Origin of the sequence: Kluyvera ascorbata, assembly GCF_023195735.1 — a bacterium.
GTDB lineage: Bacteria > Pseudomonadota > Gammaproteobacteria > Enterobacterales > Enterobacteriaceae > Kluyvera > Kluyvera ascorbata.
Window position 1 is genome coordinate 4,091,738 of record NZ_CP096201.1, and the last position, 22,369, is coordinate 4,114,106.

Annotated in this window: 18 protein-coding genes; 10 read left to right on the forward strand and 8 right to left on the reverse strand. The window is 57.1% G+C overall.

What is annotated here, in order from left to right:
- The first annotated feature begins 7 nt into the window (after positions 1-7).
- On the forward strand, positions 8-631 hold the full coding sequence (locus MY052_RS19630; protein WP_202216447.1) for a TRIC cation channel family protein: 624 nt from the start codon (positions 8-10) through the stop codon (positions 629-631).
- Positions 632-767: 136 nt separating this feature from the next.
- Here MY052_RS19630 and erpA read toward each other — a convergent pair whose 3' ends face one another.
- Together erpA and clcA are read right to left on the reverse strand one after the other, a co-directional pair.
- A complete protein-coding gene (gene erpA / locus MY052_RS19635) occupies positions 768-1,112 on the reverse strand; it encodes an iron-sulfur cluster insertion protein ErpA (protein ID WP_035891950.1) in 345 nt (114 codons plus the stop codon).
- An 82-nt stretch (positions 1,113-1,194) separates the two neighbouring features.
- Positions 1,195-2,613, reverse strand: a complete 1,419-nt coding sequence (gene clcA, locus MY052_RS19640; protein WP_035891949.1) for a H(+)/Cl(-) exchange transporter ClcA — start codon at positions 2,611-2,613, stop codon at positions 1,195-1,197.
- Positions 2,614-2,794: 181 nt separating this feature from the next.
- On the opposite strand from clcA, the gene hemL reads away from it, so the two are divergent.
- Positions 2,795-4,075 carry a glutamate-1-semialdehyde 2,1-aminomutase gene (hemL, locus tag MY052_RS19645; RefSeq protein ID WP_035891948.1) on the forward strand — a complete coding sequence of 427 codons (1,281 nt, stop codon included), beginning with the start codon at positions 2,795-2,797 and terminating at the stop codon, positions 4,073-4,075.
- A gap of 95 nt (positions 4,076-4,170) precedes the next feature.
- Here hemL and fhuB read toward each other — a convergent pair whose 3' ends face one another.
- From fhuB to hrpB, 6 genes are all read right to left on the reverse strand, one after another.
- Positions 4,171-6,153, reverse strand: coding sequence for a Fe(3+)-hydroxamate ABC transporter permease FhuB (gene fhuB, locus MY052_RS19650; protein WP_123650798.1), 1,983 nt, complete (start codon positions 6,151-6,153; stop codon positions 4,171-4,173).
- Entirely contained in the window at positions 6,150-7,040 is an 891-nt protein-coding gene (fhuD, locus tag MY052_RS19655) for a Fe(3+)-hydroxamate ABC transporter substrate-binding protein FhuD (protein WP_035891946.1), read from the reverse strand. The genes fhuB and fhuD overlap by 4 nt, the downstream gene beginning before the upstream one ends.
- A complete protein-coding gene (fhuC, locus tag MY052_RS19660) occupies positions 7,040-7,837 on the reverse strand; it encodes a Fe3+-hydroxamate ABC transporter ATP-binding protein FhuC (protein WP_035891945.1) in 798 nt (265 codons plus the stop codon). The genes fhuD and fhuC overlap by 1 nt, the downstream gene beginning before the upstream one ends.
- A gap of 48 nt (positions 7,838-7,885) precedes the next feature.
- Positions 7,886-10,099, reverse strand: coding sequence for a ferrichrome porin FhuA (gene fhuA, locus MY052_RS19665; protein WP_248537676.1), 2,214 nt, complete (start codon positions 10,097-10,099; stop codon positions 7,886-7,888).
- A 304-nt stretch (positions 10,100-10,403) separates the two neighbouring features.
- A complete protein-coding gene (gene mrcB, locus MY052_RS19670; RefSeq protein ID WP_248537677.1) occupies positions 10,404-12,938 on the reverse strand; it encodes a bifunctional glycosyl transferase/transpeptidase in 2,535 nt (844 codons plus the stop codon).
- Positions 12,939-13,060: 122 nt separating this feature from the next.
- Positions 13,061-15,490 carry an ATP-dependent helicase HrpB gene (gene hrpB / locus MY052_RS19675; RefSeq protein ID WP_248537678.1) on the reverse strand — a complete coding sequence of 810 codons (2,430 nt, stop codon included), beginning with the start codon at positions 15,488-15,490 and terminating at the stop codon, positions 13,061-13,063.
- 73 nt (positions 15,491-15,563) lie between these two features.
- Here hrpB and thpR point away from each other — a divergent pair, with 73 nt between their 5' ends.
- The 8 genes from thpR to panC all read left to right on the forward strand — a co-directional run bounded on the left by thpR (position 15,564) and on the right by panC (position 22,219).
- Positions 15,564-16,097, forward strand: coding sequence for an RNA 2',3'-cyclic phosphodiesterase (gene thpR, locus MY052_RS19680; RefSeq protein ID WP_248537679.1), 534 nt, complete (start codon positions 15,564-15,566; stop codon positions 16,095-16,097).
- 12 nt (positions 16,098-16,109) lie between these two features.
- The gene (sfsA, locus tag MY052_RS19685; RefSeq protein WP_248537680.1) at positions 16,110-16,832 is read left to right on the forward strand and encodes a DNA/RNA nuclease SfsA; all 723 of its coding nucleotides are present in this window, start codon (positions 16,110-16,112) and stop codon (positions 16,830-16,832) included.
- A gap of 156 nt (positions 16,833-16,988) precedes the next feature.
- Positions 16,989-17,444 (forward strand): RNA polymerase-binding protein DksA, encoded by a 456-nt coding sequence (dksA, locus tag MY052_RS19690; protein ID WP_035891939.1) that lies wholly within the window; start codon positions 16,989-16,991, stop codon positions 17,442-17,444.
- Between the two features lie 68 nt (positions 17,445-17,512).
- On the forward strand, positions 17,513-18,403 hold the full coding sequence (gene gluQRS, locus MY052_RS19695; protein WP_248537681.1) for a tRNA glutamyl-Q(34) synthetase GluQRS: 891 nt from the start codon (positions 17,513-17,515) through the stop codon (positions 18,401-18,403).
- Positions 18,404-18,464: 61 nt separating this feature from the next.
- Positions 18,465-19,862, forward strand: a complete 1,398-nt coding sequence (gene pcnB / locus MY052_RS19700) for a polynucleotide adenylyltransferase PcnB (RefSeq protein WP_202209294.1) — start codon at positions 18,465-18,467, stop codon at positions 19,860-19,862.
- On the forward strand, positions 19,859-20,338 hold the full coding sequence (gene folK / locus MY052_RS19705) for a 2-amino-4-hydroxy-6-hydroxymethyldihydropteridine diphosphokinase (protein WP_202216454.1): 480 nt from the start codon (positions 19,859-19,861) through the stop codon (positions 20,336-20,338). Before pcnB ends, folK begins: the two co-directional genes overlap by 4 nt.
- A 119-nt stretch (positions 20,339-20,457) precedes the next feature.
- A complete protein-coding gene (gene panB / locus MY052_RS19710) occupies positions 20,458-21,249 on the forward strand; it encodes a 3-methyl-2-oxobutanoate hydroxymethyltransferase (RefSeq protein ID WP_035891935.1) in 792 nt (263 codons plus the stop codon).
- 121 nt (positions 21,250-21,370) lie between these two features.
- On the forward strand, positions 21,371-22,219 hold the full coding sequence (panC, locus tag MY052_RS19715) for a pantoate--beta-alanine ligase (RefSeq protein ID WP_202216455.1): 849 nt from the start codon (positions 21,371-21,373) through the stop codon (positions 22,217-22,219).
- The last annotated feature ends 150 nt before the right edge of the window (positions 22,220-22,369 follow it).

Genomic DNA, 22,369 nt, shown 5'->3' on the forward strand with positions numbered 1-22,369 from the left:
ATTGGTCATGCTTGTCTATTGGCTGGATATTGTAGGCACCATCGTTTTCGCGGTCTCCGGCGTACTGCTGGCGGGAAAGCTACGGATGGACCCTTTTGGCGTATTGGTACTGGGAGTCGTTACCGCCGTCGGTGGTGGGACCATTCGCGATATGGCGCTGGCCAACGGCCCGGTATTCTGGGTGAAAGATCCCACAGACCTGGTGGTGGCGATGGTGACCAGTATGCTCACGATTGTTCTGGTGCGTCAGCCGCGCCGCCTGCCCAAATGGGTGCTGCCGGTGCTCGATGCCGTGGGGCTCGCCGTGTTTGTTGGTATCGGCGTGAACAAAGCGTTTCTCGCCCACTCTGGGCCGCTCGTCGCCGTCTGCATGGGCGTGGTGACCGGCGTGGGTGGCGGGATAATCCGTGACGTACTGGCACGTGAAGTGCCGATGATCCTGCGAACAGAAATCTATGCCACCGCCTGTATTATCGGCGGGATTGTGCACGCCACCGCCTATTACACTTTCCAGGTACCGCTGGAAAACGCCAGCATGATGGGAATGGTGGTGACGCTGGCCATTCGCCTGGCGGCCATTCGCTGGCACCTGAAGCTGCCGACCTTTGCTCTGGACGATAACGGGCGTTAAACCTGTGTAGCCCGGCCAAGCACAGCTCCGCCGGGGATGCCCCGGAGTCGACGCTAGCGCACCTCGTCCGGGCTACAAGAAATACAAAAAAAAGCCCACCTTTCGGTGGGCTTTTTCATTTATCTGGTCAGCAAGCTTAGATGCTGAAGGAAGAACCGCAGCCGCAGGTGCTGGTTGCATTCGGGTTGGTTACGATAAAGCGAGAACCTTCCAGACCTTCGGTGTAATCCACCGAACCGCCTACCAGATACTGCAGGCTCATCGGGTCGACCACCAGGCCTACGCCCTGTTTCTCGATGGTCATGTCGCCTTCGTTGATCTGGTCATCAAAGGTAAAGCCATACTGGAAGCCGCTGCAACCGCCGCCCGTGATGTACACACGCAGCTTCAGGTTTGGATTCTCTTCATCCGCAATCAGGACTTTTACTTTTTTGGCTGCGGCGTCGGTAAACTCCAGCGGCAGCACTACGTCATCACTCATTTTTTGCTCCCATTAATACAGCGGGTCTGGGCAAATAATAACCCGACTCTTTTGGCCATTATCTAATACCCTAGTAAATCGTTCAAGTATTCTCCGGGGCCGACTGCCTGGCTTTCGCCTCTTGCTCGGCCTCCTGCTTCGCCAGGGTGCGCGCCAGAATCGTGGCGTAGAGCGGTTGTCCGCCGAGGAACTGCGCTAATAGCGTGGCACCGAGCCCGGTAATAATCATTGGCAAAATGAGCTGATAATTGTCGGTCATCTCCAGCACCAGCACAATCCCGGTGAGCGGCGCACGCACAGAAGCCGCCAACAGCGCGCCCATTCCGGCGATAGCAAAGGTCCCCGCATCCAGATTGTAGGCAGGAAAGAGATGCATTGCCGCCACACCAAAGGCCGTGCCCAGCAAGGTGCCCAGCGCCAGCATCGGTGCGAAAATACCGCCCGGCGCACCGGAAGAGAAGCACAAGAGCGTGGTGATAACACGAGCCACAAACAGAAACAGCAGCGTTCCGACGGTAAAGTTGCCCGCCGCCGCAATCGGAATCAGGTTAAAACCACCGCCCGCCGCCGCCGACTGAAACAGCCCCAGCACACCACAGCCACCGCCAATCAGACCACCAATCAACACCCATTTTTTCGTATTGCCGCCATGAATACGGAAAAACATATCCTGTGTTTTCAGCACCAGGGTATTAAACAGCGGGCCAACACAGCCAAAAATCACACCCAATACCAGATAAAGCCACAGCGTGTTAACCGGCGCATTGCTCAGTTTGCCGACTTCAATCACCGGCGTTTCGCCGTTGAAGATACGGAACACGATGCTCGACATAATAACGCCGGTAAACACCGCTTTAATGGAGATAAGGCTGTAGCGGAACTGCGGGCGCATCTCTTCAATAATAAAGAGGATCCCCGCAAGCGGCGCGTTAAACGCCGCCGACAGCCCCGCTGCCGCGCCGGTTGCCAGTAAGGTGTGGCGCGATTCTTCGCCGCGCTGGCGGAAGATATCGCCTACCATGCGCCCGATATTCCCACCAATCTGGACAGTTGGACCTTCGCGTCCAAGCACCATGCCCGAGCCGAGCGTCCCCAAGCCGCCAAAGAACTTCACCGGCAGCACGCGCCACCAGCGAACCGGGCGCAGGTCTTCAAGCGCGCCTTCAATTTCCGGGATGCCCGAACCGCCCGCTTCCGGCGCAAAGCGTCGCATCAGCCAGTAGCCGAACATGGCCAGCAGCGCCGACAGGATAAACGCCAGCGGCCAGACCAGATACCAGTGGTCGGCAACCTGCACCAACGTACCGATACGCACGTTCAGCACCCAGTTCACCGCATGTTCAAATGCCACGCCAACCACCCCAACAAGCGTGCCGACTACGGCGGACATCAGCAGCACCATCAGCGGTGTTTTATCGCGGTTCAGTAATTTACGCACCACATCGCGGCGACGTTTATGCACTATTCGCTGTGCCTCTAAAGGGGGTATTTCTGCTTTCATACCGTCATCACTAATTGGTAATACAAATAGGAAGGGAGGGCATTTTACCCAAGCCTGTGCGCTACGTCGCGAAAAAATTACGCTACGAGTGCTTTGTTGCAATCAGGCAAAAATTTCATAACTTCTGTGGAATAATTTAGAATAGCGGACAAAACATTTTTCACGAACCAGGATCCTGGCAATGAGCAAATCTGAAAACCTCTATAGCGCAGCGCGTGAACTTATCCCTGGCGGGGTCAACTCACCGGTACGTGCTTTCACCGGCGTCGGCGGTACGCCGCTGTTTATCGAGCGTGCGGACGGTGCCTATCTGTACGACGTGGATGGCAAAGCCTATATCGATTATGTCGGTTCCTGGGGGCCGATGGTGCTGGGTCATAACCACCCTGCCATCCGCAATGCGGTGATTGAAGCGGCAGAGCGCGGCCTGAGCTTCGGCGCACCAACCGAAATGGAAGTGACCATGGCGAAGCTGGTGACCGAACTGGTGCCAACCATGGACATGGTGCGTATGGTGAACTCCGGTACCGAAGCCACCATGAGCGCCATCCGTCTGGCGCGCGGTTTCACCGGCCGTGACAAAATCATCAAATTCGAAGGCTGCTACCACGGCCACGCCGACTGCCTGCTGGTGAAAGCAGGTTCCGGCGCGCTGACCCTCGGCCAGCCAAATTCACCGGGCGTACCGGCGGACTTCGCTAAGCACACCCTCACCTGTACTTATAACGATCTGGCTTCCGTGCGCGCCGCGTTCGAGCAGTTCCCACAGGAGATTGCCTGCATCATCGTTGAACCGGTTGCCGGTAACATGAACTGCATTCCACCGCAGGCTGATTTCCTGCCGGGCCTGCGCGCGCTGTGCGACGAGTTTGGCGCGCTGCTGATCATCGATGAAGTCATGACCGGCTTCCGCGTGGCGCTGGCAGGGGCACAGTCCTACTACGACGTGGTGCCGGATCTGACCTGCCTTGGCAAAATCATCGGCGGCGGTATGCCGGTGGGCGCTTTCGGTGGCCGTCGCGACGTGATGGACGCGCTGGCACCAACGGGCCCGGTGTACCAGGCAGGTACGCTTTCCGGTAACCCAATCGCGATGGCAGCGGGCTTTGCTTGCCTGACCGAAGTGGCACAGCCGGGCGTACACGAAACGCTGACCGATCTGACCAACCAACTGGCACAAGGACTGCTGGATGCCGCGCAAGAGACCGGTATTCCTCTGGTGGTGAACAACGTGGGCGGGATGTTCGGGATCTTCTTTACCGAGGGTAAAGAAGTCACCTGCTATCAGGACGTGCTGAAGTGCGATGTTGAGCGCTTTAAGCGTTTCTTCCATCTGATGCTGGATGAAGGCGTGTACCTGGCTCCGTCGGCGTTTGAGGCGGGCTTTATGTCCATCGCCCACAGCGAAGAAGATATCAATAACACCATTGACGCGGCGCGTCGGGTGTTTGCGAAGCTGTAATTCAGCGACACATGCCGGGTGGCGGCTTCGCCTTACCCGACCTACGTGAATCGCACAATCTGTAGGCCGGATAAGCGCATGCGCCATCCGGCTTTTTAACGACTCTGCTTTCTCAGCAGATAGATAAAGTACGGCGCACCGATAAAGGTCGACAGCAGCCCTGCTGGCACCTGATACGGGAACATCAGCATGCGTCCACACCAGTCGGCAAACACCAGCATCAGTCCCCCGATCAGCGCGGAAATCACAATATGCGGCATCGTACGACGGAAGCCCATCATGCGCGCAATATGCGGCGCCATCAGCCCAACAAAGCTTAGCGGCCCGATGGTCAGCGTGGCCGCCGCCGTCAGGCACGCTGCCAGCAGCAGCAGGCCGATACGCGCCGGAGAGAGCGCCATCCCGATAGACCGCGCCGTCTCACCGCCCAGCGGCAGAATGGTTAACCAGCGACGGCACAGCGGCACCAGCAGCAGTAAAATCACCATCGCGATAGCCGACTGCACCACCTGCTCACCGGTCGCGTTATAGGTTGAACCGGAGATCCACGTCAGGATCTGCGCCATGCGCGGGTCACCGCTCGCTTGCAGCATCATCAGCAGCATAGTAAATGCGGTACTGAGCGCCATCCCCGCCAGCAGCATGCGATGCGGCGAAAATCCACCGCGCCCGGCGGCAATCAAGATAATCAGCAGCGTCACCGCCGCCCCCAGACTCCCCGCGGGTAGCAGCCAACCAAACGCGTTGCCCGGCACCACAAACAACATCAAGACCACGCCGAACGCCGCACCGGAGCTTATCCCCAGCACTTCCGGGCTCGCCATCGGGTTACCCGTTAAGCGCTGAATAATGCAGCCCGCCACCGCCAGCATCACACCCGCAATCAATGCCGACGCAATGCGCGGCCAGCGCCACTGCGCCAGCTCGTCAAGCAGCGTACCGCTCGCCCAGTGCCAACTGTGCGCATCGCGCCCCAGCGACAGGGCAACGAACATCGCCGCCAGCAGAATCACCAAACCGCCCAGCGCAAACCACTGCACGTTCTGACGTTCATTTGCCACGCTATCGCTGGCGTTCATTGACGGTGCGCTCATGCTACGCAGTCGAGGTAACAGCCAAAGCAACAGCGGTGCGCCAATCAGCGCGGTCACGGAGCCGGTAGAGACTTCCATCCACACGCGGGTGAGCCAGAGAATCAGCTGGTCAGAAAGCCACAGAATCAGCGCACCAATCAGCGGTGCCAGCATCAGTCGGGAAAGCAAACGTCGTGCGCCGAGCATCTTCGCCAGCAGCGGCGCAAACAGGCCGATAAAGCCAATAATCCCCACCGCATTGACGAGGAACGCACTGATAACGATAGCCAGCGTCAGCGCGCCCAGACGTGCCAGCGACAGCGCCAGCCCCAGGTTGCGCGCCACGCCGTCATCCAGGCCCATCAACGTTAACGGGCGCAGCAGCAGCAGCGTCAGCATCACGCCGCCCAACAGCTGTGGCCACAGACGCTGTACCACGCTCCAGTCGGTTTGCGTCAGCGTCCCGGTGCTCCACAGGAACATGCTTTGCAGCTGGTCGTGATGGAAAATCACCATCAGCTGGTTGATTGCGCCGCAGTACAGGCTCACCACCAGCCCGGCCAGAATCAGCGTCACCGGCGAGAGACGTTTACCCCACGCCACACCAAACACCAGCGCGCCCACGATACAGGCACCCGCCAGGGCGGCAAACTGCGAAGTCAGCACGCCCGGTATCGCCCACAGCGTGGTTATCGTCATCCCCAGTTGGGCACCGGTTGCCACGCCAAGCGTCGTTGGCTCAGCCAGCGGGTTACGCAGCACCTGCTGGAACAGAACGCCCACCAGCCCCAGACCCGCCCCCACCAACAGAGAGATGGCCAGACGAGGCAATAGGCTGTAGTGGAACAGCATCTGGTCAATGGCGTTGATATCCGGCTGACGCATTGCCTGGAACCAAAGCGCGTTGGGCAGTGCCAGGTTGAAGTTAAACCAGGTCAGCGCCAGCGCGAGGATAAATAGCGCCAGCAGCAACACAGAGGCAAAAGGAGAGCGGGTCGTTTTCACGCTTGACCTCCTAATGCATTATCGAGGATGCGAGCGAAGTTCATCGCCGACAGCGTCGCACCATAGAACCACACCGCCGGGACGTTCTGCACGCGGTTGGCGCGCACAAACGGCATCGCCTGCCATAACGGCGTGGCGGCCAGGCGGCGCATATCAGCCTCATTGCCATGATCAAAGCAGAGAACGTCCACGTCTTTGTACGCCGCCAGCCTGTCGATACCGACCACCGTACTGCCCCAAAAATTAGTTTCACCCTGCCAGGCGTTTTTCACACCCAGACGGTCGAGAATCTCCTGGAATAGGCAGTTCGGGCCAAACACCAGCATATGGCGAGAATCGAGCAGCGACATCATCAGCAGAGGGCGTTCGCCGCGCTGTGCAAAACGTGGCTTCAGGCTATCGATATAGGCATCAAACTTCGCCAGATGACGATGGGCCACATCCTGCTTGTTGAGCAGGTCTGCCATTTCCAGCAGCGAGCGGCGCGCCTGCTCCAGCGGCTGTTTGCCATCGCTGAAGGCAAAGCTTCGGCCCGGTGCAATTCGCGCGAGGATCTTCGGTGAAGGACCATAACCTGCGGACCAGACCAGCATAGAGGGCTTCATCTGGGTCAGCAGTTCAAGATTAGGTTCGGTACGCAGCCCGACGTCAATCACCGAGTCCGGCAGCACCGGCTCGTTGACCCACATGCGGTAGTTGGGGATATCCGCCACGCCGTAGGGCGTTACGCCCAGCGCCAGCATCAGCTCGACGGGCAGCCACTCCAGCGCCACGATACGTTCGGCATTCACCGGCGCAGCCTGCGCTTTTTGCATCTGCCAGAGCAGCGGCGAGAGCGCCATCGCCGCCAGAAAACGGCGACGGTTTATCAAATTCGAATCAGTCATCAATAGACAAAACTTACCGGTGCAGCACCGGCTGGATGCGGCAGAATGCCCATTGGAATGCCGTAAATCTGCTCCAGCGTGTCGCTGCGCATCAGTTCATCAGGCGTTCCCTGAGCAATCATTTCACCGCCGCGAAGCGCCACCAGATAATCGCAGTAGCGCGCCGCCATATTAATATCGTGCAGGACAGCAACGACCGTCAGACCGCGCTGCTGGCTCAGGCGATGCACCAGCGCTAGCACATCAACTTGATGAGCAATATCCAGCGCCGAAGTTGGTTCATCGAGCAACAGACAGCGACTGTCTTGCGCCACCAGCATGGCTATCCACGCACGCTGACGTTCGCCGCCGGAGAGGCTGTCCACCAGGCGATGCGCCAGCGGTTTTAGGCCAACCAGCGAAATCGCTTCTTCCACCTTCTCTCTGTCAGCCACGCCAAAACGTCCCAGCGCGCCGTGCCACGGGTAGCGACCAATCGCCACCAGTTCACGTACGGTCATCCCTTCTGCGGGCGGCAGCTGCTGCGGTAAATAAGCGACCTTACGGGCAAACGCTTTGCTGTTCCAGCTCGCCAGCGGCTGACCGTCGAGCAGAATCTCCCCTTCCGACGGCGGCTGATGGCGGCCAAGCATTTTCAGCAGCGTGGATTTGCCCGAGCCGTTATGACCGATAAGACCGGTCACTTTGCCCGCAGGAAAAGTTAAGGAGAGAGGATGAAGAAGCGTACGGCCTGGAACGCGAAAAACGACCTGTTCCAGAGAAAAGGTCGTATCAGAATGAGTTGTGTTGTCCTGCATAACCGTCAACATGTTAAAGGGCGCGGAAAATCCGCGCCCTGGAGGTGGTTAGAAACGGAACGTTGCGGTAGCAACAACCTGACGCTCTGCGCCCCAGTAGCATGCGTATTCGCTATAGCAGCTGGAGACGTATTCGCGGTTGAACAGGTTATTGACGTTAACGGCAACGGACGAACCCGGCAGGCCGAAGCGGCCCAGATCGTATTTCACCATTGCGTCAGCTACGGTATAGCTTGCGACGTTAAACGATTCGTTTTTCTTCGCCGCGACGTTTTTGTAGTAGCTCACGGTAGAACCGGTATAACGCACACCCGCACCGAAGGTCAGGCCGCTGAGCGCCGTGTCGTAGAACGTATAGTCAGTCCACAGGGAAGCCTGATTACGTGGAACCTCTGCCGGGCGTTTGCCCTTAAAGATGGTGTCCTCGGTGTATTCAGCATCGTTGTAGCTGTAGGCTGCCGTTACGTTGATATTTTCGTTAACGGCCGCTTTCGCTTCCAGTTCCAGACCACGGGAGCGAATTTCGCCCGTCTGTACACTATACAGACCGGTAGAGTCGTTCGGGTCAGAGGTCAGGTTTTTATCTTTGGTCAGCTGATAGATAGCGGCGGTCAGCACCACTGGCTTATCTTTCGGCACATACTTCACGCCAGCTTCATACTGCTTACCGCGAGAAGGATCGAATGGTTTGCCTTCTTTCGTTGAACCAGACGTTGGTTCGAAAGATTCGCTGTAGCTGAAGTACGGAGAAATACCGTTATCAAACAGGTAGTTCAGACCACCGCGCCAGGTGAACTGCTGGTCGTGGTTCATCGCTTCACTACCGGTGGTGCGGGTCAGAGTAGATGTCTTCGCGTAGTCATAGCGACCGCCCAGCGTCAGTACCCATTTGTCCCACTCCATCTGATCTTGTGCGTACAGGCCCGTCTGATCCATACGGTTCAGTACCTGATACTTCGCATAAGGACCGCTAACGTCAATATTCGGATTACCGTACTGCGGGTTCAGCATATCAATTGAATCAGCAGAGCCGTAAAGCGCGTCAATATCGTTACGCATACGTGAGTAATCCACACCGGTCAGCAGCGTATGTGCGACATCGCCGGTTGCGAATTTAGACTGCAACTGAGTATCAACAGTGAAGGTATTGAGGTCTTCATCAGAACGCACGTACTGACGATTGATTTTACCCGCGCCATCGTAGCCATAACCATATACCGAACGGTACAGGGTTTTTACCTGGTCGTAGCGCAGATTCTGGCGCACGGTGAAGGTGTCGTTAAATTCGTGAGAGAAGTTGTAGCCCACCATCTGCTGGCGGCGCTGCATTTTGTTATCTTTCTCGCCTTCATTGAAGTCGGTCGGCAGCTTGTGGGAATTGCCGTTCGCGTCAACGTAAGGAACCACTGTACCTTCACGCGGCAGCCAGCCGTAGTAACCCGCATCCGGATCGCTCTGGAAGTTACTCAGGAAAGTGAAATCTGTCTTATCATCCGGACGCCAGCTGAAAGACGGTGCAATGGCGTAACGACTCGATTTCGCCATATCCTGCTGAGCATCCTGGCTGCGGCCTAAACCGGTCAGACGGTAAGACCACACGCCTGCGTCATCGATAGCATCACTAAAGTCAAAACCGGTCTGCCAGAGGTTATCTGTACCCATTTTGAACTGAATTTCGCGCAGCGGTTCGGTGGTCGGACGCTTGCTGACCATGCTCACGATACCGCCTGGGTTGCTGTTGCCATACAGCACGGAGGTTGGCCCGCGCATCACTTCAACGCGTTCCAGGAAATACGGGTCCATCGAAATTTCAGAGTAGTTATTACCCTGAAGCTTCATGCCATCCAGATACTGGTTGGTGTTGACCGTCGTCGGCGCGGTAAAACCACGAATGGAAACCACATCATAAGTTGATGAACTGCCGCGAGTGGAGAAAACGCTTGGCGTGTAGGCCATCGCATCTTTAACCGTCGCTGGCTGACGGATATCCATCTCTTGACGGGTAATCACCGAAACAGACTGTGGCGTCTTCTCAATCGGCGTATCCGTTTTGGTTGCCGTCGCGGAGTGCTTTGCCGCAATCGTCGCCGCCGGCCCCCAGGCACTTTCCTGAGCCGCCGGAGCTGCGGTGACGGTGATGGTTTCTTCTTTTGGTTTTTCTGCAGCCTGTGCATAGACAGACATGCCGCTAACCGCCGTGGCTACTACAACCGCGAGTTTACGCAGCGAGTGGGTTGGCTGAGCAGTTTTAAAACGCGCCATTGGTATATCTCTGATGAAGTGAATGATAACGTAAACGAGAATTATTATTATAACGATGGGAATAATAGGTCATGCATTGCACGCATAGCAAGCGATATAAGTCCCTACCAGAATTAAGGGGTTAAGAATTAAACAGATGAAATAATGGCGTTAAGAAAAAGAAAAAACTTAGGGATAAAAAAGCCCATGCGCAAGGCTGGGGCTTAGTACTGATACGGTGATGCTGTGATTGGCACCGAGCTATCCCGGAGTCGGCGTAAACGCCTCGTCCGGGCTACAGCTGGGTATAATGCCGGGTGCAACTTTAGTTGCCGCCGAACATATCCTTAATCCAGCCCGCTACGCCGTCGCTGTCTTTCTTCTCCTGTGCTGGCGGCTGCTGTTGCTGCTGCGGTTGTGAAGAAGACGAGTCAAACGGGTTCGCTGACTGCTGCTGCTCGATAGCCTGCTGGCTCTGCTGGCAGAGTGAATCTGGGTCGGTTGTCCAGACCGGCAGCATACGCGTGCCACCGCCGCCGCAGACGAAGTTACCGCCGTCGTCCACGCCCATGTTCACCACATCTTCCGGCGGCGTCAGATCCAGCGCGATAGGCGACTGGGTTTCCAGATAACGCTGGTAGATGGACATCGCACCGCTGGCACCGTACAGCTTGGTTGGCTGGTTATTATCGCGGCCTACCCAGGTGATCACCACTTCACGACCGTCAATCCCGGCAAACCAGGTATCGACGTTGTTGTTGGTGGTCCCGGTTTTCCCTGCCAGATGCAGGTTCGGGTATTTCGCGCCCAGTTGACGACCAGTACCGCGCTGCACAACCTGCTGCATGGTCCACAGCGTCAGATAAGCCGCCTGCGCCGGAACGGCACGTTCAGCCTGCGGGTAGCTCTGGTACAGCACGGTACCATCTTCCGCAATCACCGAACGCAGCGCCGATAATGGCGCACGGTTACCGCCGCTGGCGATGGTCTGGAACGCCTGCGCCACTTCAATCGGCGTCAGGTTCAGCGCCCCCAGCAGCATCGCCGGAACGGCGTTAAGCTGATCTTTCGGTGCGCCCAGTTTCAGCCAGGTATCGGTGACCGCTGGCAGACCCAGTGCCATACCGAGGTTAACGGTTGGCACGTTCATGGAACGCGTCAGCGCATCCACCAGCATCACCTGACCGCTATAGCGACGGTCATCGTTCTGCGGTGACCATACTTGACCATTCGGCTGACGCAGCGCAATTGGCGCATCGGCAATCCAGGTGTTCAGACGATACTGGTTCGGCTGGCTTAACGCCGTTAGATAGGTCGCTGGCTTAGCCAGAGAACCAATCGAACGACGCGCCTGCATCGCGCGGTTGTAGCCCGCAAACTGCGGTTCAGCACCGCCAACCATCGCCCGCACTTCACCGCTGAAGCGGTCGACCACAACCATTGCGGTTTCAAGGTCACTGAGTTTGCGCTGTTTCTTCAGCACCGGAATGCCGTCGGTTGCCGCTTTTTCTGCCGCATCCTGCGCCACCGAGTCGAAGGTGGTAAAGATCTTCACGCCGGAGAGATCTTTCACTTTATCGCCCAGCTTAGCCTGCAGCTCCTGACGAACCATCTGCATAAACGCTGGCTGCGGTGAAATCACCCCGCCGCGTGGCTGTACGCCCAGCGGACGCGCACTCAGCATGTCGTAAAGCTCTTGATCGATGACCTTCTGCTGTTGCAGCAGGCGCAGGACCAGGTTACGACGCTCCAGCGCCAGTTTCGGGTTACGCCACGGGTTGTAAACCGATGCCCCTTTCACCATGCCCACCAGCAGCGCCTGCTGGTCAAGGCTCAGCTCTTCCACCGGACGACCAAAGTAGTACAGGCTCGCCAGCGGGAAGCCGCGAATTTCATTGTCGCCGCTCTGACCGAGGTACACCTCGTTCATATACAGCTCAAGAATGCGGTCTTTGCTGTAGCGGGCGTCCATGATCAGCGCCATGTAGGCTTCGTTCGCTTTACGCCAGTAGGAACGCTCGCTGGAGAGGAACAGGTTCTTCACCAACTGCTGGGTCAGCGTACTTGCCCCCTGCACCGTTCTACCCGCGGTCAGGTTCGCCAGCACTGCGCGTCCCATTGAGTAGAAGCTAATACCGTCGTGCTCGTAGAAGTGACGGTCTTCGGTCGCGATAAGCGTATCGATCAGCAGATCCGGGAAGCCACTGCGCGGCACAAACAGACGCTGCTCGCCGTTTGGCGAGGACATCATGGTGATAAGGCGCGGGTCGAGACGGAAGAAACCGAACTGTCGGTTGCTGTCCAGGTTCTCGATGGTTTCCAGGTGATCGCCAGAGAAGGTCAGACGCGCGCGCACCTGCCCTTCTTTGCTGTCCGGGAAATCGAACGGGCGACGGATCATCTCAATGCTGTTCGCCTGCACGGTGAATTCACCGGGCCGCGTCATCGCCGTGACCTGGCGATACTGGGTCGCCGTCAGCAGCTGCACCATCTCTTTTTTGCTGATCGGCATATCCGGCTCAAGGCTCACCATGCGGCCATAAACCGCCGCCGGAAGCTGCCAGACTTTACCGTCAATGCGGCTGCGGATTTTTTGATCCAGATAGACGCCATAAATGGCCATCAGCACGGCAAAAACGATGCCCAGCTTTACCAGGAACCAGAACCAGCGGTGTTTGCCGCGCGGTTTCTTGCCCTTTCCGCCGCCTTTACGCGAGCGAGGCTTTTCATCGTCATAGCCATCATCATCATAATCGTCGTCATACTCATCATCTCTGAGCTGTCGACGGCTTACCTTTTGCTTTGCCGGACGTGCAGGCTTGCCTTTACGTCCAATCGGCTCGCGGTCATTCCCCGCCATGCTTTCTCTCCGCAACATTCAGGCATAAAGGCCTGATTCTCAATTCTTCTGTCACGAGACAGAAGAAGATATCTCTCAATTTTATGCAACACGTTCCCTCTCCCACAGGGAGAGGGAGAAAATCACGAATACTTTTTCGTCCGCCGCGTTGGCGCGGTGTTTGCCGGATCGTCCGGCCAGACGTGCTTCGGATAGCGCCCCTTCATCTCTTTTTGCACTTCCCGGTACGCGCCCTGCCAGAACGCGCTTAAATCACGCGTAATTTGCAGCGGGCGCTGCGCCGGTGAGAGCAGTTCCAGCACCAGCGCAACCCGCCCTTCGGCAATCGTCGGCGTGCTGGCCTCACCAAACATCTCCTGCATACGCACCGCCAAAGCCGGAGGATTTTCATCATCATAGCGAATGGCAATCCGGCTTCCTGTAGGCACAGTGTAATGAGTTGGCAGCAAACTCACCAGACGTTGTCGTAATGACCAGGGCAACCACTCGAGCAGCGCCTGGTGAATATCCAGCGATTTCAATCCGCGCAACGAGTGAACGCCGCTCATATGCGGCAGCAGCCAACTTTCCAGCGCTGCCAAAAGCGACGCGTCATCTACCGCTGGCCAGGCATCTTCCGGCAGCCAGCGTGCGGCGCACTGTAGACGCAAGCGTAGCTGTTCCGCTTCGTTCGTCCAGTTGAGCACGCTTAATCCTTTCTCGCGAATACCGGTGAGCATCGCACGATGCAGTTCCTCTTCCGACGGTTTCGCCAGCGGACGCACGCTTAGCGTTAGCTGGCCAATCTGGCTTCGGCGCAGCGCTTTCAGCGTGCCCTGGGTATCATCCCATTCAATGGTGTCAGATTGTTGAATCAGCTGCGGGCAGCGCGCCACCAACGCATCAATATCCAGCGCGCAGGCTTGCAAGATTCGCGCATCTGGCGAGGCATTGCCCTGTAACAGCAGCGGCGCAATCAGCCACTCGTGGCGATTCAGCGCATCGTCGGCGTCTAGCATCGCCCCCATGCCGTTGGCAAGCTGGTAGCGCCCTTCCTGCCCTCGTCGGCGGGCGATACGGTCGGGAAAGCCCTGTGCCAGCAGCGCGGGAATCGCGTCGCTGTCCGGCTGCCCGGCCCGGCGATTCAGGCGCTTACAGAGCTGTTGGCTACGCTGCTGCCACGGCCCTTGCGAACGGGTAAAAGCCTGCATGAGATCGCCGCCGCCGCCGCGCGGAGGCTCTTCCAGAATGGCCGCCAGCCGCGCCGCCGTAGCGACTTCATCGTCGCTATCTGCCGCCACCAGCATCGCCGCAAGGCGTGGATCGTTCCCCAACGCCGCCATTTTCTGCCCTTTCGCCGTTAAGCGCTCATCGGCCAGCGCCCCAAGCTGCGTTAACAGACGACGCGCCGCCGCCAGGTTCACCGCGGGAGGCGTATCCAGCCAGCTCAGCTGCGACGGGTCGTTACAGCCCCACTGCAAAAGTTCGAGCAGCAGCGAGGAGAGGTCGCTTTGCAAAATTTCCGCTTCGCTCTGCGCCGTCGCGCGCTCGGCCTGATCTTTTGCCAACAGATGCACGTACACGCCGGGCTCCAGACGCCCCGCACGCCCGGCGCGCTGAGTCATTGAGGCCTGACTGACGCGCTGAGTTATCAGGCGCGTCAGTCCGCTACGTACATCAAAACGCGCTACGCGCTCCTGGGCGCTATCCACCACCAGGCGAATACCTTCGATCGTCAGGCTGGTTTCAGCAATATTGGTCGCCAACACCACCTTCCGTTTGCCCTGCGGCGCGGGAAGTATCGCCCGGCGCTGCTCGCTGAGCGGCAGTGCGCCATATAAAGGACACAGTAGGACGTCATCGGCCACGCGCTCCGCCAGATGGTTCTGCACCCGCTGAATTTCACCCACGCCGGGTAAAAAGAGCAGCAGCGAACCGCTTTCATTGCGCAGCAGTTCTGCCGTGGCGATAGCCACCGCCTCATCAAAGCGCTGGTGCGCGGGCAGCGACTGATAGCGACGATCCACCGCAAACGCACGACCTTCGGAAATTACCACAGGCGCATCCGGGAGCAGGCGTTGAAGCTTGTCGTTATCGAGGGTGGCCGACATGATCAGCAGCTTGAGATCATCGCGAAGCCCCTGCTGAACATCCAGCAGCAGCGCCAGCGCGAGGTCGGCCTGTAGGCTGCGTTCGTGAAATTCATCGAGGATCACCAGCCCCACGCCCGACAGCTCGGGATCGTGCTGGATCATACGCGTCAGGATCCCTTCGGTCACGACCTCTAACTGGGTAGCTGGCCCCACGCAGGTTTCCGCACGCATACGGTAGCCGACCGTTTCCCCTGGCTTCTCACCCAGCAGCTCAGCCAGGCGCTGCGCGACATTGCGGGCCGCCAGACGGCGCGGCTCCAGCAGCAAAATGCGCCCGTTGATGCCGCCATCGCGTAAAATTTGCAGCGGCAGCCAGGTGGATTTACCCGCACCCGTTGGCGCGTTCAGCAGCACCTGCGGTGATTGCTGTAAGGCATGAAGGAGTTCAGGAAGGATGCTTGCGACCGGCAACAGGGACACGAATGGCTCCAGAGGGTTAACATTAAACGGCGGACATTGTAGCATCGCCTCAATTCATAACCGAGTCCCCACCATGTCAGAGTCAAAAAGGCTGTTTTTCGCCGTTGAGATCCCAAAGCCTATCCAGAAGCAGCTGGTGCAGTGGCGTGCCGATAATTTTCCTGCCGATGCCGGGATACCCGTCGTCGCGGCAAATCTGCACATCACGCTGGCGTTTCTGGGGGACGTGAGCGAGGAAAAGCAGCGTGCGCTGGCCGCCATGGCAGGACGTATCCGTCAGCCGGGTTTTACGCTGAATCTGGATGATGCCGGACAGTGGCTGCGCTCCCGCGTTGTATGGCTTGGCACGCGTCAGCCGCCGCGCGGGCTGCTACAGCTCGCCAATATGCTTCGCGCTCAGGCCGCCCGCAGCGGCTGTTATCAAAGCCCGCAGCCGTTTCACCCGCACCTGACGCTGCTGCGCAACGCCGCACAGGCGGTGCCGCTCCCCGCTCCCGGCTTTCTCTGGACGTTTCCGGTGACCGAATTTGTGCTCTACGAATCACGCTTTGTCCGGGGACGTACGAAATACACGCCGTTACAGCGCTGGACGCTCAACGAATCATAATAAGGAAAACGTATGAAGTTTACGCCACCGCTCAAGCACGCCACGCTGATTCAACGCTACAAACGCTTTCTCGCCGATGTCGTCACGCCGGAAGGTGAAACCTTCACGCTGCACTGCCCGAATACCGGCGCGATGACCGGTTGCGCCACGCCAGGCGATACCGTTTGGTACTCCACTTCAGAAAATACCAAACGGAAATATCCACATACGTGGGAATTAACTCAAACACAAAAAGGGGCGTTCATCTGCGTCAATACGCTACGGGCAAATACGCTGGCAAAAGAGGCCATTCAGGCCAATCGTATTCCCGAGCTGACCGGTTACAACATCCTGAAAAGCGAAGTGAAATACGGTGAAGAAAACAGCAGAATCGACATCATGTTACAGGCAGATGATCGTCCCAACTGCTATATTGAAGTGAAGTCAGTCACACTTGCGGAAAATGAATTTGGCTACTTTCCGGATGCGGTGACCGTGCGCGGACAGAAGCATTTACGCGAGCTGATGGGCGTAGTCGCTAGCGGCGATCGCGCTGTTTTACTGTTTACTATCTTGCACTCAGCCATTGAATATTTCTCTCCTGCACACCATATTGATGCTAAATATGCACAGTTACTTACTGAGGCACAGAAACAGGGGGTGGAGATTTTGGCTTATAAAGCGGAACTTTCTGCCGATAATATGACTCTGATATCGCCGTTACCCATTGCGTTATCACCGGGGGTATCTGCATAGAAAGTGTTCGGGCTGCGGCGCAAATACGCTTTTCCTCACAGCATTGTCAAGTGTTACGTTTAGATAATTGCCATGTGGAAAAGCATCTGTTATTTATAGCGGCCTGATTTTTCCCCCGAACACGGGGATCGATAGTGCGTGTTAAGGAGAAACAACATGCAAGAAGGGCAAAACCGTAAAACATCGTCCCTGAGTATTCTGTCCATCGCAGGGGTGGAGCCGTACCAGGTGAAACCGGGCGAAGAGTATATGAACGAAGCCCAGCTGGCGCACTTCCGACGTATTCTTGAAGCATGGCGTAATCAACTTAGGGATGAAGTCGATCGCACCGTTACTCACATGCAGGACGAAGCTGCAAACTTCCCGGACCCGGTAGACCGTGCCGCGCAGGAAGAAGAGTTCAGCCTCGAACTGCGTAACCGCGATCGTGAACGTAAGCTGATCAAAAAGATCGAGAAGACGTTGAAGAAAGTCGAAGATGAAGATTTCGGCTACTGCGAATCATGTGGTGTTGAAATTGGTATTCGTCGTCTGGAAGCACGTCCGACGGCTGACCTGTGCATTGACTGCAAAACGCTGGCAGAAATCCGCGAAAAGCAGATGGCAGGTTAAGAGAACGCTAACTCTCTATCTTCAAGGCGGGAATCTCTCCCGCCTTGTTGTTTTTTATTGCAATAATCATGTCGACACAACCTTATATAGGGCGATTTGCCCCTTCCCCTTCCGGTGAACTGCATTTTGGTTCGCTCATTGCTGCACTGGGAAGCTATCTACAAGCTCGTGCCCAGCAGGGTATCTGGCGAGTTCGCATCGAAGATATCGATCCTCCTCGTGAAGTTCCCGGTGCTGCAACCACCATTTTGCATCAGCTGGAACATTACGGCCTCCACTGGGACGGCGACGTTCTCTGGCAATCGCAGCGGCACGATGCCTATCGTGAAGCCCTCGCATGGTTGAAAAGCCAGAACCTGTGCTACTACTGCACCTGTACGCGCGCTCGTATTCAAAGCATAGGCGGCAGCTATGACGGACACTGCCGTGACCTCAACCACGGCCCCGAAAACGCGGCCCTGCGTCTGCGTCAAACGCACCCGGTGACCGAATTCGCCGACCTGCTGCGCGGCACTATCAAGGCCGACGAACGTCTCGCTCGCGAAGATTTCATTATTCATCGACGTGATGGTTTGTTTGCCTATAATCTCGCGGTGGTGGTCGATGATCAGTTTCAAGGGGTCACAGAAATTGTGCGCGGTGCGGATTTAATTGAACCCACCGTACGGCAGATTTCGCTCTACCAGCAGTTTGGCTGGCAGGCACCTGACTATATTCATCTGCCGCTGGCATTGAATGAAGATGGTGCTAAACTTTCTAAGCAAAATCATGCACCTGCCCTACCAACCGGCGATCCACGCCCCGTACTTATCGAGGCGCTACGCTTTTTAGGCCAGGATATTCCGGCGCAATGGCAGGATTTCAGCACGGCGGAAATATTGCAAAATGCGGTCGCCAGTTGGTCGCTTGCACAGGTGCCCGAGACGGCGAAGATCAATCCGCCATTCTCAAATGCGTAATGCTGAGCTATGATTAGCCGCTATTTTTTTGTCCTGGATACTGATATTACCGAGGTGCACCATTTTTACCCGAGTCGCTAATTTTTGCCGCAAGGTGCTAAGCCGTGAGGAAAGCGAGGCTGAAAACGCCGTCGCTAAACCTGCTATGACCGTTATTCCGCGCGAGCAGCACGCTATTTCCCGCAAAGATATCAGCGAGAATGCCCTCAAGGTTCTTTATCGTCTGAACAAAGCAGGCTACGAGGCTTACCTCGTCGGCGGCGGCGTTCGCGACCTGCTGCTGGGCAAAAAACCAAAAGATTTCGACGTGACCACCAGCGCCACGCCTGACCAGGTTCGCAAGTTGTTCCGCAACTGCCGTCTGGTTGGTCGCCGCTTCCGTCTGGCGCACGTCATGTTCGGCCCTGAAATTATCGAAGTCGCCACCTTCCGTGGTCACCACGAAGACGGCCAGTCCGATCGCACCACCTCACAGCGTGGGCAAAACGGCATGCTGCTGCGCGACAACATCTTCGGTTCCATCGAAGAAGACGCCCAGCGCCGCGACTTCACCATCAACAGCCTTTACTACAGCGTGGCGGACTTCACCGTTCGTGACTACGTTGGCGGTATGCAGGATCTGATCGACGGCGTGATTCGTCTGATTGGCGACCCGGAAACCCGCTACCGTGAAGACCCGGTGCGCATGCTGCGCGCCGTACGCTTCGCCGCGAAGCTGGATATGCGTATCAGCCCGGAAACCGCTGAGCCTATTCCGCGTCTGGCAACCTTAATGAACGACGTGCCGCCGGCGCGCCTGTTCGAAGAAGCACTCAAGCTGCTGCAGGCAGGCTACGGTTTCGAAACCTACAAGCTGCTGCGCGAATACAATCTGTTCCAGCCGCTGTTCCCGACCATCACCCGTTACTTCACTGAAGACGGTGATAGCCCGATGGAACGCATCATCTCTCAAGTGCTGAAGAACACTGATACCCGTATTCGCAACGATATGCGCGTAAATCCGGCATTCCTGTTCGCCGCGATGTTCTGGTATCCGCTGCTGGAGATGGCGCAGAAAATCGCGCAGGAGAGCGGGCTGGCCTATTACGATGCCTTCGCACTGGCGATGAACGAAGTGCTGGATGAAGCCTGCCGCTCGCTGGCCATTCCAAAACGTATTACTACGCTGGTACGTGATATCTGGCAGCTTCAACTGCGGATGTCCCGTCGTCAGGGTAAACGCGCCTGGAAGCTGATGGAGCATCCAAAATTCCGTGCGGCATACGATCTGCTGGCCCTGCGTGCCGAAGCCGAGCACAACGGCGAACTACAGCGTCTGACCCAATGGTGGGGCGAGTTCCAGGTGGTTGCGCCACCGGCTCAGAAAGATATGCTCAACGAGCTAGGCGATGAACCGGACACCCGTCGTCGTCACCGCCGTCCACGCAAACGCGCACCGCGTCGTGAAGGTTCCTCGTGACCCTCGCCTACATTGCTCTCGGCAGTAATTTAGCCTCTCCTCTGGAGCAGGTTAATGCTGCCGTACAGGCTATCGGCGATATTCCCGACAGCCGTATCGTGGCGGTTTCCTCGTATTACCGCACGCCACCGTTAGGCCCACAGGATCAACCCGATTATCTGAACGCCGCTGTGGCGCTGGAGACCGCACTTGCCGCCGACGAGCTGCTCAGCCATACCCAGCGTATCGAACTGCAACAGGGGCGTCAGCGCAAAGCCGAACGTTGGGGTCCGCGTACCCTCGATTTAGACATCATGCTATTTGGTCAGGAAATTATTCATACCGATAATCTGACCGTCCCGCACTACGACATGCACAACCGCGGCTTTATGCTGTGGCCGCTGTTCGAAATTGCCCCTGAGCTTATCTTCCCTGATGGCATCAGCCTGCGTCAGCGCCTTGATGCAGTGGCGGAAAACTGCCCTGCGCGCTGGTAGCGTGCCCTACCTTTTTTAGCGATCCCTGCTCTACCTGATATCGTTTGCCTAAAGTCATTGCCCCCCTGATTTCGGCTGTTAGAATGCCGGGTAATACGATCTTACCATCAGGGATTATTATGAAACCTACCACCATCGCTTTATTGCAGAAATGCAAACAAGAGAAAAAACGCTTTGCGACCATCACGGCATACGACTACAGCTTTGCCAAACTGTTCGCAGACGAAGGCATCAACGTGATGCTGGTTGGCGACTCTCTTGGCATGACCGTTCAGGGCCATGATTCCACCCTGCCTGTGACCGTTGAAGACATCGCCTACCACACTCGCGCCGTGCGCCGTGGGGCGCCGAACTGTCTGCTGCTGTCCGACCTGCCTTTTATGGCTTACGCCACGCCGGAACAAACCTTCGAAAATGCCGCCACGGTGATGCGCGCCGGGGCCAATATGATCAAAATTGAAGGCGGCGCGTGGCTTGCCGACACCGTCAAAATGCTGGCCGAGCGTGCGGTACCGGTCTGTGGCCATCTGGGATTAACCCCGCAGTCGGTTAACGTGTTCGGCGGCTATAAAATTCAGGGTCGCGGTGACGCAGGCCAGGTGCTGTTGGATGACGCGCTGGCGCTGGAAGCCGCGGGTATTCAACTGCTGGTACTGGAGTGCGTACCGGTTGAGCTGGCAAAACGCGTCACCGAGGCGCTGTCGATTCCGGTTATCGGCATCGGCGCGGGCAATGTCACCGACGGACAGATCCTCGTGATGCACGATGCGTTCGGCATCACCGGCGGCCATATTCCTAAATTCGCCAAAAACTTCCTCACCGAAGCGGGCGACATGCGCGCCGCGGTACGGCAGTATATTGCCGAAGTAGAGTCCGGTGTTTATCCGGGTGAAGAACACAGTTTCCATTAATTTATCGGCCTGCTCGCCATTACGCCGCATGGTGGCGCTTCGCGCCCGATCCGGCCTATAACGGCACGCGTAGGCCTGATAAGCGAAGCGCCATCAGGCATCGTATTTAAGGAGTCTTGTTGTGTTAATTATTGAAACCCTGCCGCTGCTGCGCCAGCATATTCGCCGTTTGCGTCAGGAAGGTAAACGCGTTGCGCTGGTTCCCACTATGGGCAACCTGCACGACGGTCATATGACGCTGGTTGAAGAAGCCAAAACCCGTGCGGACGTGGTGGTGGTCAGCATCTTCGTTAACCCGATGCAGTTCGACCGTGTTGAAGACCTGGCACGCTATCCGCGTACGCTGCAGGAAGACTGCGAGAAGCTGAACAAACGTAAAGTCGACTTCGTCTTTGCTCCTGCGGAAAAAGAGATTTATCCGCAGGGCCTGGAAGGCCAGACCTTCGTTGATGTACCAGGCCTCTCCACCATGCTGGAAGGGGCAAGCCGCCCAGGCCACTTCCGTGGCGTATCAACCATCGTCAGCAAGCTATTCAACCTGATTCAGCCGGATATCGCCTGCTTCGGTGAGAAAGACTTCCAGCAGCTGGCGCTGATCCGCAAGATGGTGGCCGATCTTGGCTACGATATTGAGATCGTCGGCGTGCCGATTATCCGCGCCAAAGACGGTCTGGCACTCAGTTCCCGTAACGGATACCTCACCGCAGACCAGCGTAAAATCGCGCCAGGTCTGTACAAGGTGATGAGCCACATGGCAGAAAAACTGAAAGCCGGTGAGCGTGATCAGGGCGAGATGATTGCGATCGCCGAGCAGGAACTGAACGAGAAAGGCTTCCGCGCCGATGATATTCAGATTCGCGATGCCGATACCCTGCTCGACCTGACCGACAGCAGCAAACGTGCGGTGATCCTGATGGCGGCGTGGCTGGGCCAGGCGCGTCTGATTGATAACCAGAGCGTAGAGCTGTAGTTTTCGTGCCCTTTCCCGGCGGCGCTTCGCTTGACCGGGCTACAATCGGGCAGCCCGGACGAGGCGCATTAGCGCTGACTCCGGGGCGTCATTCTGCAATGACGATACCGTTTGCAGCAGGTTATGCGTGTCGATGCGCAATTAATCGTA